Source organism: Caulobacter sp. 10L414 (genome assembly GCF_056395525.1).
Genome location: NZ_JBFTJR010000032.1, coordinates 44,027 through 57,271, shown reverse-complemented (window position 1 = coordinate 57,271; position 13,245 = coordinate 44,027). Strand labels below are relative to the sequence as shown.

General features: G+C 71.3%; 11 protein-coding genes. 8 read left to right on the top strand and 3 right to left on the bottom strand.

What is annotated here, in order from left to right:
- Together AC1DCG_RS14275 and AC1DCG_RS14270 are read left to right on the top strand one after the other, a co-directional pair.
- On the top strand, positions 1–2,441 hold a 2,441-nt coding region (locus AC1DCG_RS14275), incomplete at its 5' end, for a coiled-coil domain-containing protein (protein ID WP_477041531.1).
- Between the two features lie 7 nt (positions 2,442–2,448).
- Positions 2,449–3,009, top strand: a complete 561-nt coding sequence (locus AC1DCG_RS14270) for a sugar transferase (protein ID WP_165260579.1) — start codon at positions 2,449–2,451, stop codon at positions 3,007–3,009.
- Here AC1DCG_RS14270 and AC1DCG_RS14265 read toward each other — a convergent pair.
- Entirely contained in the window at positions 3,006–3,278 is a 273-nt protein-coding gene (locus AC1DCG_RS14265) for a hypothetical protein (RefSeq protein WP_477041530.1), read from the bottom strand. The two genes, AC1DCG_RS14270 and AC1DCG_RS14265, sit on opposite strands and share 4 nt — an antisense overlap.
- Before the next feature lie 165 nt (positions 3,279–3,443).
- Between AC1DCG_RS14265 and AC1DCG_RS14260 the strand changes: the two genes are divergently transcribed.
- On the top strand, positions 3,444–3,812 hold the full coding sequence (locus AC1DCG_RS14260) for a PRC-barrel domain-containing protein (protein WP_477028942.1): 369 nt from the start codon (positions 3,444–3,446) through the stop codon (positions 3,810–3,812).
- 29 nt (positions 3,813–3,841) lie between these two features.
- On the opposite strand, the gene AC1DCG_RS14255 is transcribed toward AC1DCG_RS14260, so the two are convergent.
- Positions 3,842–5,290 (bottom strand): mannitol dehydrogenase family protein, encoded by a 1,449-nt coding sequence (locus tag AC1DCG_RS14255; protein WP_477028941.1) that lies wholly within the window; start codon positions 5,288–5,290, stop codon positions 3,842–3,844.
- A gap of 200 nt (positions 5,291–5,490) precedes the next feature.
- On the opposite strand from AC1DCG_RS14255, the gene AC1DCG_RS14250 reads away from it, so the two are divergent.
- The 4 genes from AC1DCG_RS14250 to AC1DCG_RS14235 all read left to right on the top strand — a co-directional run bounded on the left by AC1DCG_RS14250 (position 5,491) and on the right by AC1DCG_RS14235 (position 10,482).
- The gene (locus AC1DCG_RS14250) at positions 5,491–5,841 is read left to right on the top strand and encodes a hypothetical protein (RefSeq protein WP_477028940.1); all 351 of its coding nucleotides are present in this window, start codon (positions 5,491–5,493) and stop codon (positions 5,839–5,841) included.
- 51 nt (positions 5,842–5,892) lie between these two features.
- A complete protein-coding gene (locus AC1DCG_RS14245; protein WP_477041529.1) occupies positions 5,893–7,494 on the top strand; it encodes an FAD-binding oxidoreductase in 1,602 nt (533 codons plus the stop codon).
- 67 nt (positions 7,495–7,561) lie between these two features.
- Entirely contained in the window at positions 7,562–9,094 is a 1,533-nt protein-coding gene (locus tag AC1DCG_RS14240) for a M20/M25/M40 family metallo-hydrolase (RefSeq protein ID WP_477028938.1), read from the top strand.
- Complete coding sequence (locus AC1DCG_RS14235; protein ID WP_477028937.1) at positions 9,091–10,482, top strand: serine hydrolase; 1,392 nt, start codon at positions 9,091–9,093, stop codon at positions 10,480–10,482. The genes AC1DCG_RS14240 and AC1DCG_RS14235 overlap by 4 nt, the downstream gene beginning before the upstream one ends.
- Here AC1DCG_RS14235 and AC1DCG_RS14230 read toward each other — a convergent pair whose 3' ends face one another.
- Positions 10,483–11,991 (bottom strand): UxaA family hydrolase, encoded by a 1,509-nt coding sequence (locus tag AC1DCG_RS14230; RefSeq protein WP_477028936.1) that lies wholly within the window; start codon positions 11,989–11,991, stop codon positions 10,483–10,485.
- Positions 11,992–12,153: 162 nt separating this feature from the next.
- Between AC1DCG_RS14230 and AC1DCG_RS14225 the strand changes: the two genes are divergently transcribed.
- Positions 12,154–13,236 carry a substrate-binding domain-containing protein gene (locus AC1DCG_RS14225; RefSeq protein WP_165260326.1) on the top strand — a complete coding sequence of 361 codons (1,083 nt, stop codon included), beginning with the start codon at positions 12,154–12,156 and terminating at the stop codon, positions 13,234–13,236.
- Positions 13,237–13,245: the final 9 nt, after the last annotated feature.

The following is a 13,245-nucleotide window of genomic DNA, read 5'->3' as shown; positions in this document are numbered from 1 at the left end:
CCCCCGCCGCGGCCCAGCCGCCGGCGCCGCGCCCCGAGCCGGAACCGCCGGCCAAGCCCGATCCGGCCGCGCGTCCCCCGGTCGCCGAGCGTCCGGTGCAGGCCCTGGCCGAACGCGCCGAACGCAAGCCGATGCCCGGCGGCGTCTATTGGAGCATGGCGGTCTGCGTCGCGGCCCTGTGGGCGGTGGCGCCGGTGATGTTCGCCCTGGGCTATGGGCCGACCCTGCCGATGCCGGTGACCATGGCGGTGTTCGCGGCCCTCGCCGCCGGTCCGGCCGCCTTCATCCTGCTGGCCGCCTACATGCTGCGCCAGGCCATGGGCGTGTCGGCCGAGCTGCGCCGTACCCGCCAACTGACCGACCAGTTGCTGACCCCGGCCGCGCTGGCCGCCGCCGGGGCTGCCGGCGTGGTCGACGCCCTCAGCGGCCAGATCGACGCGGCCACGAGCGCCGCCGACGCCGCCCGCGAGCGCATCGTCACCCTGCGCCAGGCCCTGGCCGAGGAGACCGCCCGCCTGGTCGAGGCCGCCGACTCGTCGAGCCGCATGGCCAAGCAGCTGGCCGAGGGCCTGGGCCACGAGCGCAACGCCATGCAGGCGCTGTCGGCCACCCTCGACACCCAGTCCACCGCCGTGGTCGACGCCATCGGCAGCCAGGCCCGCATGGTCGCCGAGGCCTCCGACCTGGCCGAAACCCAGCTGCGCGAGGCCGAGGCGGCGCTTGCCGCCCGCGCCGCCGATCTCGCCGCCGCCGCCGCCGAGGCGTCGGACGCCGCCCGCGTCGGGGCCGAGGACCTGTCGCGCCAGATCGCCCGCCTGGAAACCGCCGGCCAGGGCGTCGGCGACCAGATCGGCAGCGTCGAACGCAGCCTGGCCTCGCAGCGCGCCGCCCTGGTGGCCGCCGCCCAGGCCCTGCGCGCCGACCAGGAGGACTTCTCCTCCGAGACCGAGACCCGCACCGCCCAGCTCACCGAGTTCGTGGCCTACACCCGCGTCGGTGCTTCCGAGCTGGGCGACATCGCCGCCATGGGCGCCGAGGTGCTGCGCGGCCTGATCGTCTCGTCCGGCGACCAGCTGCGCGAGATGGCCGAGGCCGCCCGCGCCGAACGCGAGGCCCTGGCCGCCGAGACCCAGGCCGCCCTGGCCCGCCTGGAAGCCGCCGCGGTCGACCGTCGTGGAGACCTTGAGGCCGAGCTGACCCGCGCCATGAACGCCATCACCGACGCCGCCCAGCGGGCCGGGGAGGGCGTGGAGCTGCGCGTCGAAACCGCTCGCGGCCGCGTCGACCAGCTGAACGAGATCGCCTTCTCGGCCGGCCAGAAGGCCGACGCCGTGTTCGAATCGCGCATGCAGGAAGCCCGCGACCTGATCGAGAACTCGGCCCAGGTGGTCGAACAGGCCGGCGCCCGCACCGCCCAGAAGCTGGCCGAAAGCGTCGAGACCGCCCGCAGCGCCATCGCCGAGATGGAACGCCTGCTGGTCGAGGCCGGCCAGAGCAGCGCCGCCTTGCCGGGCGAGGCCCTGGCCCGCGCCGCCGAGGTCCGCGCCCAGATCGAGAAGGGCATCGACGACCTGCGCGCCGCCGCCCGCCGCACCGCCGAGGAGACGGCGGCCATCGACCAGGCCTTCCAGGATCGCGTCCGCCGCAACTACGAGATGCTGAGCGAGGCGGTGACCCAGATGAACGCCGCCGCGGCCCAGACCCCGAGCTTCGCCGCGCCGTCGAGCCGTGGCGCCTCGGCCCTGGTGCGTCCGCCGCAGATGTCGCCCCAGCCGGCGCCTCAACCGGCTCCGCCGCCCCAGCAGCGCCAGGCGCCGCCACCGCCGCCTCCGCCCGCGCCGCAGCCCCCGCGCGCCCAGACCCCGCCGCCGGCCTATCCCTCGGACGACTTCGCGCCGCTGGAGCCGCCGCCGCGCCAGCGCCTGAAGCTGACCCCGACGGCCACCGACGACGAGTTCCGCACCATGTTCGACGCCGCCGGCGGTCGCGGCGCGGCGCCGGCTCCGCCCGAGCCCGTCCAGGACGAGGGCGGCTGGAGCTGGAAGAACCTGCTGGGCGACATGCAGGGCAGTTCGCCGGGCGACGCGGCCCTGGGCGAGAAGCTGGCCGGCGAGATCCTGGCCATGGGCATCGACCCGTCGGCCCTGCTGCCGCGCGGCCGCATCGACGAGATCGCCGCCGCCATCCAGACCCATGACGAGGCCGGCGCCCGCGAAGTGGTCAAGAAGCTCGCTCCCGCCGCGATCCGCCGCCTGGTGCGCCGCCTGTTCTCGGACGCCACGCTGAAGGCCAACGCCGAGCGTTTCGTGCGCCGCTACGCCGGCATGGTGAGCGAGGCCGCCCAGCAGGATCGCGAGGGCTTCCTGGTGGCCGCCCTGCTGGCCTCGGAAGCCGGCCGCGCCTACCTGCTGCTCGACGCGGCGGCCAGCGACCTGGCCTGATCGCGTGTTGAAGCGCGCCTTCGACTTCGCCGCCGCCGCGGCGGGCCTTGCCGTGCTGGCCCTGCCGCTGGCGGTCGTGGCGGTGCTGGTGCGCGCCACCTCGCCGGGGCCGGCGGTCTACTGGTCGCAGCGGGTAGGGCGGGAGAACCGCCTCTTTCCGATGCCCAAGTTCCGCACCATGCGGATCGACACCCCCGAGGTCGCCACCCACCTGCTGGACGACCCGCACCGCTGGCTGACGCCGGTCGGGCCGTTCCTGCGCAAGACCAGCCTCGACGAACTGCCGCAACTGTGGAGCGTGCTGGTCGGCCACATGAGCCTGGTGGGCCCGCGCCCGGCGCTGTTCAACCAGGACGACCTGGTGGCCGCCCGCACAGCCGCCGGTGTCCATGCCTTGCGTCCGGGCGTCACCGGCTGGGCCCAGATCAATGGTCGCGACGAGCTGGCCATTCCCGAGAAGGTGGCCTTGGACGCCGAGTACCTGGCCCGCGCCTCGTTCCTGTTCGACCTGAAGATCCTGCTGGGCACCGTGGCGCCCGTGGTGCTGGGCAAGGGCGTGCGGGCCTAGGGCAGGCTATCGCGGAGGGCGTAGACGCTGACCACGCATAGGGTAAGCCAGCCGCCTATCGCCCAGTAGGTCCGGTGCGGCTTGGCGATCAGCGGGCCGCCCGGAAAGCGTCGCCTGTACTCGGCGGTGATCCGCATGCCCTCGATGTTGGTATGCCAGCGTTGGCTGTAGCGTGCGTCGAGTTGCGGGTCCGTGGCCAGCAGGGCGGCCGCCATGGCGTTGACGATCTTCACGCCACGCAGGGCGAGAGCGCCCCCGGCGGCGCCCACGGCGAGAAATCCGAGAAGTCCGAGAACCATCATGGCGACCGCAGGCTAGCCGCGAATTCGCAGCGAAGCGAGACCATGCGCGTCGCCGTCGAGCGCAGATCCGGTCTCGGCGGAACGGCGCCGTGCACGGAGCGTTGGCTCGGTGCATCAACACGGAGACACGCCATGAAGCGGATCGCCCTGACCGCCGTTGCTTTCGCCCTGGTGGGCGGCGCGGCCTTCGCCCAATCGACCATCGCCCGCGACGAGACGCTGAGCGCCAAGGGCAGCTTCACCGTCGGCCAGATCGAGGACGCCGACGTCATCGACTCGGCCAACCGCAAGGCCGGCGAAGTCGAGCACGTACTGCTGGACGCCGCCGGCAAGCCGACCGCCGTGGTGATCGAGATCGACCGCGTCGGACCTGACAAGAAGGTCGTCGTGGCCTTGGCCGACGTCTCGGTCGCGCCCGAGCCTGGCGACCCCAACGACTACGTGGTCCGCACCAAGCTGACCAAGGACCAGCTGGCCAACCTGCCGGACTGGAAGCCGTAGGGACGGGAGGGGGAAGGAGCGGGTGCGCTTCAGGCGAGCTCGCCGTAAGCCTTTTCGACAGCCGCCACGAACCGCGCGTCGCTCGCCAGTTCGGGCGGGAACACCGCTTCCACCGCCAGGAAGGCGGCGACGTCGCCCTTCGCCTCGCCGGGCAAAGCCTGGACCACGGCCAGCAGCCGGTCGGCCAGGGGATCGGTGACGGCCGCGCCCTCGGCGGCGCGCAGCTTCAGGAACTGGAACCAGGCGGCGATCGGCACGGCCAGGCGCTCGACGCTTCGGCCGGCCTCCAGGGCGTCCTTCACCGTTCCGAGAATGCGGAACGGCAGCTTCTGCGATCCGTCCCAGGCGATCTGGCTCAGCAGGTGGCGGATCTCGGGATTGCGGAAGCGGTCGAGGATCGCCTCGGCGTAGGCGGGAAGGTCAAGGCCGCGCGGCGCGGTCAGGGTGGGGATGATGTCCTGGGCCATCAGGTCGCGGGCCAGGGCCTCCAGCGCCGGATCGCCCACCGCCTCGAACACCGTCTCATGGCCCTTCAGCAGGCCCGCATAGGCCAGGGTGGAGTGCACGCCGTTCAGCAGGCGCAGCTTGGCCCGCTCGAAGCCGCGCACGTCGTCGGTCAGGGTGACGCCAACGCTGGCGAGGTCCGGCGCGCCGTCGCCCAGCACGTCCTCGACCACCCACTGGGTGAAGGCCTCGCGCTGGATCGGCCAGGCGTCGAACAGGCCGGTGGCGGCCTGCACGCGGGCGCGCAGGGCGTCGTCGGTGGCGGGGGTGATGCTGTCGACCATGGTGCGCGGGAAGGCGCCGTTCGCCTCGATCCACGAGGCCAGGGCCGGGTCGACGGCCTGGGCGAACGCCACGGTGGCGGCCTTCAGGCGCCAGCCGTTGTCGGCGAGGTTGTCGCAGGCCACCACGGCGTAGGGCGGCAGGCCGGCGGCGAAGCGGCGGCGCAGGCCCTCGACGATGTAGCCGACGGCGCTGACCGGGCGGCCGGGCTGAGCCAGGTCGTGGACGATGTCGGGATGGGCGGTGTCGAGCTTGCCCTCGCCGGTCAGGGTGTAGCCCTTCTCGGTGACGGTCAGGGTGACGATCCGGGTCTGGGGCGCGGCCAGGCGGGCGAACACGGCTTCGGGATCTTCCGGCGCGACCAGCACCTCGAGGATCGAGCCGATGACGCGGAAGCTGGTCTCATGGTCCAGCTGGGCCAGGGTGTAGAGGCCGTCCTGCGGGGCCAGGGCGTCGCGCACCCCGGGGCTCTTCAGCGAGACGGCGCAGATGCCCCAGCGCGGGTCGGCGGCCAGCAGCTTGTCGAAATAGAAGGCCTGGTGGGCGCGGTGGAAGGCCCCGGGACCGAAGTGGACGACGCCGATCTGCACCTTGTCGCGCGCATAGGACGGCAGGGCCACGCCGGGCAGGGCGGCCGGGAAGCTGGTGGCGCTAAGGCGCAGGGCCTGGCTGGCGGCGGTGTCGGTGGTCACGGGGGCGCCTCGATAATGATCCGGCGGGTCTTGAAGCCCGCCCGGACGCCTAGATGAGCCAGGAAGACACCGGTGGCAATGGCGGTTTCGCAAAGAGCTTCCGCAACGGCGCCCCAGCCGTCGAGAAACCCGCTGGGCGTTATAATTTTCACATAAAACCGAGGCGCGCATCGCCACCCTGGCCGCCCCAGGGGAAGAGAATGCGTACGATTCTGACGATCATGGCGGTCTTGGCTGTTGGCGCGTGCAGCCGGGTGGAAGCCGACACGCCCGCGGCCCAGCGCGCGGCGGTGACCAAGGCGTGCCTCGACGGCGATCTGGCCGCCTTCGGGCTGAAGCTCGACCGGGTGGGCTGCGCCTGCGCCTCCAACGTGCTGCAGGCCCAGCTGTCGCCCAAGGCGATGACGGCGCTGGAGGACTATGCGCGCGGCCGGCAGGACGGCTTCGATTCCGCGCGCGCCGGGCTGAGCGGCGACGAGAAGCTGATGCTGGATCCCAAGCGTCCGGCCGGCGCGCCCGACCTGCGCAAGGTGGCGGCCGACTGCCTCTGACCAGGCGCTGAACGACAAGAGCAAGACGACAAACAGAGAGTGGGGGAGACGATGCAGACCAAGCGCTATTTCGCCAGCCGGCGCGACTTCCTGGCCGCGGGCGGCTTCCTGGCGGCCGGCGCCGCCCTGGCCCCGCAGGCGGCCCTGGCGCTGTCTCCCCGCGTCGCCGCCCTGCCGCCGACGCCCGCGCCGGGCGGTCCGTCCGAGGCCCGCTGGGCCCAGCTCGCCAAGGCGCTTTCGGGCCGTCTGCTGCGCCTGGGCGACGCCGACTATCAGGTGATCGCGCTGCCCAACAACCTGCGCTACGCCCACACCCTGCCGCAGGGCGTGGCCCGCTGCGCCTCGGCCGACGAGGTCGGCTTCGCCGTCCGCTGGGCGCGCGAGAACAACATCCGGCCGATCATCCGCGGCGGCGGCCACTCCTACGCCGGCTATTCGGTCACCGACGGCCTGCTGATCGAGACCAGCCTGATCAACTACGCCCGCTACGACAAGGCGACCGGCGTCGCCCGCTTCGGGGCCGGCGCGCGCAACCGCGACCTCTATCGCCTGCTGCGGGCCGAGGACCGGGYGGTGACCCACGGCCGCTGCCCGTCGGTGGGGGCGTCGGGCTTCCTGCTGGGCGGCGGCATCGGCTTCAACATGCGCGGCCACGGCCTGGGCTGCGACCAACTGGTCGACAGCAAGATCGTGCTGGCCGACGGCTCGCAGCGCAGCGTCTCGAAGGCCGCGCCCGACCAGCGCGACAGGGACCTGTTCTGGGCCTCCCAGGGCGGCGGCGGCGGCAATTTCGGCGTCAGCACCGAGTTCGCGCTGCAGACCTTCGACGTGAAGGGCACGGTGGTCACCGTCTTCGACCTTTCCTGGAGCCGCACGCCCGAGATCCGTCCCAGGGTCTCGGTCGAGGCGCTGGGGGCGCTGCTGATGGGCGTGCTGGACGCCGCGCCGGGCAAGCTAGGCTCGCGGGTGTCGTTCGGGGCGATCACGCCGCTGCAGTACAAGGCCGGCTACGACGTGCCGATCAGCGTGCTGGGCCAGTACGCCGGCCCGCGCGATGAGTTGCTGAAGATCCTCAAGCCCGTGCTCGACGTGGCCCAGCCCACGGGCGGGGCGGGGATCAACGAGCTGCCCTACTGGGCGGCGCAGGACTTCCTGCACGAGGACGGTTTCGCCACCTTCTACCAGGAGCGTTCGGCCTTCGTGAACCGCAAGGGCTTCGGCCTGGAGGACCTGGTCGAGGGCTTCCGGCATCTGCGCCAGTGGCCGGGCGTCAACGGCTATTGCGACCTGCGCTTCTTCCAGACCGGCGGGGAGATCAATGTTCCCAAGCCGGCCGACACCGCCTTCGTCCACCGGGACAGCCGCTGGCTGATGGTGGTGGGCCTCTACTGGAGCGAGGGCGACAGCCACAACAAGATCCTGCTCGACGCCAACCGCGTCTGGCAGGACGAGTTCTACGCCGCCATGAAGCCGCGCGCCGGCGGCGGCGCCTACCAGAACTTCGCCGACCCCTCGCTGTCGCACGACCCGGACAGCGCCGACTATTTCGCGACGGCCTATTACGGCGACAACCTCGGCAGGCTGAAGGCGATCAAGGCCAAGGCCGACCCTGATCGGGTGTTCAATTTCAACCAGGCGATCCCCAGGCCCTAGCGGCGCCTTGCTCACCGCCGAGTCGTAGCCTCCTATCCTCTCCACGCAGAGTTTCGTGGGGAAGACGATGACCGACGTTCCTAGCCGCCGCACGCTGATGACCGGCGCGGCTGCCGCCACCCTCCTGGCCCCGGGCCTGGCGGGCGCGGCCGCCAAGCCCTCCGTGCGCGAGGCCGACATGGCGGCGATCCGCAAGGCCGCCGAGGCCGGCTACGAGGCCTCGGTCAAGCGCATCCGGGACTGGATCGCCTTGCCGTCGATCGCCGCCGAGAACCGCGACATGGACAAGGGCGCCGACTACATGGCGGCCCTGGCCCGCGACGCCGGCTTCACGGGCGTCGAGAAGATCTCCACCGACGGCGCGCCGGGCGTGTTCGGCGTGCTCGACGTCGGCGCCAAGCGCTGGCTGGCGATCTACTTCATGTACGACGTCAAGCAGTACGATCCGGCCGAGTGGAGCTCGCCGCCGCTGGAGGCGCGCATCGTCGACAAGCCGGGCTTCGGCAAGGTGATCGTCGGCCGCGGGGCAGTGAACCAGAAGGGGCCGCAGGCCTCGCTGCTGGCCGCGCTGCACGCCATCCGCGCCGCCGGCAAGAAGCCGCCGGTAAACCTCGTCCTGGTCTGCGAGGGCGAGGAGGAGATCGGCAGCCCGCACTTCCGCCAGATCGTCACCAAACCGAACGTCCTGGCGGCCTTGAAGAAGTGCGAAGGCGTGATCATCCCGGCCGGCTGGCAGAGCCCCAGCAACGGCGGCGTCAGCGTCAACCTGGGCGCCAAGGGCGTGGTGGAGTTCGAACTGGTCGCCAGCGGCGAGAAGTGGGGCAGGGGTCCCAAGACCGACATCCACTCCAGCGAGAAGGCCCGGGTCGACAGCCCGGCCTGGCGTCTGGTCCAGGCCCTGACCACCCTGGTCACGCCCGACGGCAACACGCCCGCCGTCGACGGCTATTTCGAGAAGGTCCGCCCCCTGACCGCCCGCGAGAAGGAGCTGATCTCGCTGGCCGCCCAGCGCATGACCGAGGCCGACGCCAAGAAGGCCCTGGGCGTCGACCGCTGGATCGACGACCTGCCGTGGGAGAAGGCGCTGGAGCGGCTGGCCTCGCAGCCGACCATCAACATCGAGGGGCTGGTCTCGGGCTATACCGGTCCGGGCGGCAAGACCGTGCTGCCGGGCCGCGCCGTCGCCAAGATCGACCTGCGGCTGGTGCCGAACATGACCATGGACGACGCCGTGGCCAAGATCCGCGCCCACCTCGACAAGCGCGGCTTCAACGATGTCGAGATCAAGGTCAGCGGCGGCTATGACCCGACCGAGACGCCCGAGGACAGCCGCCTGATCCGCGCCCAACTGGCCAGCTACAAGCGCCTGGGCGCGCCGGCGACGCTGTATCCTCGCTTGGCCGGCTCGTGGCCGGGCACGGTGTTCACCTCGCCGCCGGTCAGCCTGCCCGCCGGCCAGTTCGGCCTGGGTCACGGCAGCGGCGCCCACGCGCCCAACGAGTACTACGTGATCGAGAGCAGCAACCCGAAGGTCCAGGGCCTGGTTGGCGGCACGATGAGCTATGTCGACCTGATGTACGAAATCGCCGAGGCCAAGTGAGGGGCGCGGTCTTCGCCGTCGTCATCGGACTGCTGATCGCCGCGCCTGCCGTGGCGCAGACCACGAGCGAGGGGCGCCTGTCGGAGGCGGCCATCCGCCAGGTGCTGGTCCAGCGGGTCGACGTCGACAAGCAGGCCGTGGGCATGGTCGTCGGCGTCATCGACGCCAGGGGGCGGCGGGTGATCGCCCGCGGCGTCTACGACGCGGCCGATCCTCGTCCCGTCGACGGCGAGACCCTGTTCGAGATCGGCTCGGTGACCAAGGCCTTCACCGGCCTGCTGCTGGCCGACATGGTCCGGCGCGGCGAGGTCAGGCTCGACGAGCCCGTCGTCGCCCTACTGCCCGCCGGCTGGGTCGCGCCCGAGCGCAACGGCAGGGCGATCACTCTGATCGACCTGGCCACACACACCTCGGGCCTGCCCCGGCTGGCGGACAACATGCCGATGGCCGACCCGCTCAACCCCTACGCCGACTACGGGCCCGAGTTGTTGGAGGCCTTCCTGCGGCGCTACAGCCTGCCTCGCGACATCGGCGCGGCCTACGAGTACTCCAACCTGGGCGTCGGGCTGCTGGGCTGGGCGCTGGCCCAGCGCGCCGGCGGCGATTACGAGACGGTGCTGCGCAGGCGCGTGCTCGCGCCGCTGGGCATGTCCGGCGCCGCGATCAAGCTTTCGCCGCCGCTCGAGGCCCGCTTCTCGCCGGGCCACACCGCCGATCTGGCGGTCACGCCGCACTGGGATTTGACGACCCTGGCCGGCGCCGGCGGCCTGCGATGCTCGGCCGACGACCTGCTGACCCTGCTGGCCGCCGAGCTTGGCCATGTCGACACGCCGCTGAAGGCGGCGATGGCCGACCAACTGGCTCCCCGGCGCATCGTGGGCCGCAACGTGCAGGTGGCCCTGGGCTGGCATGTCGCCAAGGTTCCCGGGGGCGAGATCGTCAGCCATGGCGGCGGCACCATGGGCTTCCAGTCCTTCGTTGGGTTCGACCGCGCGACCGGGCTGGGCGTCGTGGTGCTGAGCAACACCGCCGCTGTCATGGGTGTCGAGGACCTGGGCCAGCACCTGCTGACCGGCGCGCCGCTGAAGACCGCGCCCAAGGTCAAGGTCCGCGAGGCCAAGACCCTGCCGCCGGCCGTGCTGGACGGGCTGACCGGCCGCTATGCGCTGGCGCCGGACGCGGTGCTGACCATCACCCGCGAGGGCCAGCGGATGTTCGGCCAACTGACCGGCCAGCCGCGCATAGAAATCTTCGCCGAAGGGCCGACGGCCTTGTTCGCCAGGGTAGTGGACGCGCAGCTGACCTTCACCGTCGGCGCTGACGGGCGCGCCAGCGCCTTGACCCTGCACCAGAACGGCCAGAACACGCCGGCGCCCCGCGTCCCCTAGCTAGAGCGTCACGCCCGACTTCCAGATGGCGATCTCGCGTTCGCCGTTGCGCTCGGCCTTGGTCTCCTGGCCCGACGCGGTGGCGACCACCAGGTCGAGCAGCGAGTCCGCCGCCTGGTCCATGGTCTGGCCGTCCAGCACGACCCCGGCGTCGAAGTCGATCCACGACGGCTTGCGGGCCGCCAGGGCGCTGTTCGACGCGATCTTCAGGGTCGGGGCGGGGAAGCCCAGCGGCGTGCCCCGGCCGGTGGTGAACAGGATCACCGTCGCGCCGGCCGCCGTCAGGGCGGTGGACGACACCGCATCGTTGCCCGGCGCCTCGAGCAGGGTCAGGCCGTGCGGACCCACCCGCTGGCCATAGCGCAGCACCTCGACCAGCGGCGCGCGACCGCCCTTCTGCACCGCGCCCAGCGACTTCTCCTCCAGGGTGGTGATGCCGCCGGCGATGTTGCCGGGCGAGGGGTTCTCGTAGATGGGCTGGTGGTTGTCGATGAAGTAGCGCTTGAAGTCGTCGATCACCTCGACGGCCTCGTCGAAGACCTGCCGGCTTGCAGCCCTTTGCAGCAGCACGTTCTCGGCGCCGAACACCTCGGGGATCTCGGTCAGCACCGGCGTGCCGCCGGCCGCGGCCACCTTGTCGGCGATGCGGCCGACCAGCGGGTTGGCGGTCACCCCCGAAAAGCCGTCCGAGCCGCCGCACTTCAGGCCCACCACCAGTTCGGAGATCGGCGCGGGTTCGCGGCGGTCGTTCTCGGCGATCTCGACTAGCGCCTCAATGGCCTCCAGGCCCTGCTCGTACTCGTCCTCGACGAACTGGGTGGTGAACGAGCGCAGGCGCTCGGGATCCAGGTCCGGGGCGCTTTCCAGCAGGGCCTTGAGCTGGTTGTTCTCGCAGCCCAGGCCCAGAATCAGCACGCCGCCGGCGTTGGGGTGGGCGGCAAGGCCCGCGATCAGCTGGCGGGTGTGGGAAAGGTCATCGCCCAGCTGCGAGCAGCCGAACGGATGGGGGAAGGCGAAGACGCCGTCGACGCGACCGGCGAAGCGGGCGTTGGCGTTCTCGGCGATGCGGCGGGCGGTGTTGGCCACGCAGCCGACGGTGCACAGCACCCAGATCTCGTTGCGCGTGCCGACCCGGCCGTTCTTGCGGCGGTAGCCGAGGAAGCTGCGCTCGCCGACCACCTCGGTGTTGTCGATGGCGGCTGGGGCGTAGGCATAGCCCTCGACGCCTTCGAGCCGGGTCTCGACATTGTGGACGTGCACGTGATCGCCGACGGCGATGTCGGTCGTGGCCCGGCCGATCGGCCAGCCGTACTTCAGCACGTCCTCGCCCTTGGCGGCCGGCCGCACGGCGATCTTGTGGCCCTTGGGAATGTCGCTGCGCACGCGGATCGGCTGGCCGTGCAGGTCGACCGTCTCGCCGGCGACGAGCGGGCGCAGGGCGGTGGCGACGTGGTCGCGCGGATCGACGCCGTGGATCGATTCGCCGGGAAGAGTGGCCGTTTCGCTCATCTGGGGTCTTTGTCTTTGCGACTTTTTGTGTTGCCATCCGGTCCTAAGGGAGTGGAAACCGGTGTCAAGAGCTTCGCCGACGCGCTTTTAGCCGCACGATTGGCGACGCTTTCGACGCTGGAGTATGACAAAAGAAAAGAACGCCCGCCGCATGGAAACGCTGTGACCTCGTCAAAGACGCCCAACAAGTCCGCCGACGAGTCGGATGTGAACGCCGCGCTGGAAAGCGGCCGCCGCCGCGCCACCATCAACGACATCGCCCGTCTGGCGGGGGTCTCCAAGAAGACCGTCTCGCGGGTGATCAACCAGTCGCCGTTCGTCCGCGAGGAGACCCGCCAGCGTATCGAGGCGGTGATCGCCGAGTGGGGCTATGCTCCCGATCCCCAGGCCCGGGGCCTGGCCTTCCGCCGCTCGTTCCTGATCGGCATGATCTACGACAACCCCAACCCGCAGTACGTCGTGAACATGCAGCTTGGCCTGCTGGACGGCATGCGCGGCTCGGGCTTCGAGCTGGTGGTCCACCCTTGCGACCGTTCCAGCCCCACCTTCCTGCAGGACGTGCGGATGTTCATCGAGCGGCAGAAGCTGTTCGGCGTGATCCTGCCGCCGTCGGTGTCGGAAGACGAACGCGTCGCCGACCTGCTGCGCGACATCGGCTGCGAATACATCCGCATCGCCTCGGTGCCCCTCGACGAGGAGGAGCACATGATCGTCGGCCACGACCGGCTGGGCGCCCAGGCCATGGGCGAGCACCTGGTCGGACTGGGCCACGAGCGCATCGGCTTCATCACCGGCCTGCCCAGCTTCCGGTCGTCGCACGAGCGGCGAGGGGGCTTCGAGGACGCGCTAACCAAGGCCGGCGTGAAGCTCGATCCCGACTATGTGGTGCAGGGCGCCTACACCTTCGAATCGGGCCTGGCCTGCGGCGAGGCGCTGCTGGCCAAGACCCCGCGCCCGACCGCCATCTTCGCCGGCAACGACGAAATGGCCGCCGGCGTGCTGCAGGCCGCCCGCCGGGCCGGGCTGACGGTGCCCGAAGACCTGACCGTGGTGGGCTTCGACGACTTCCAGATCGCCCAGGCCGTCTGGCCGCCGCTGACCACGATCCACATCCCGACGCGGGAAGTGGGCCGCATGGCCGCCGAGAAGCTGATCGCCCGCGAGGGCTACGAGCCGGGCGATCCGGCCAAGACCATCCCCTATCTGGTGACGCGCGAATCTTCCGCTGCTCCGAAGAAAGTGTAGGGTGCGCGC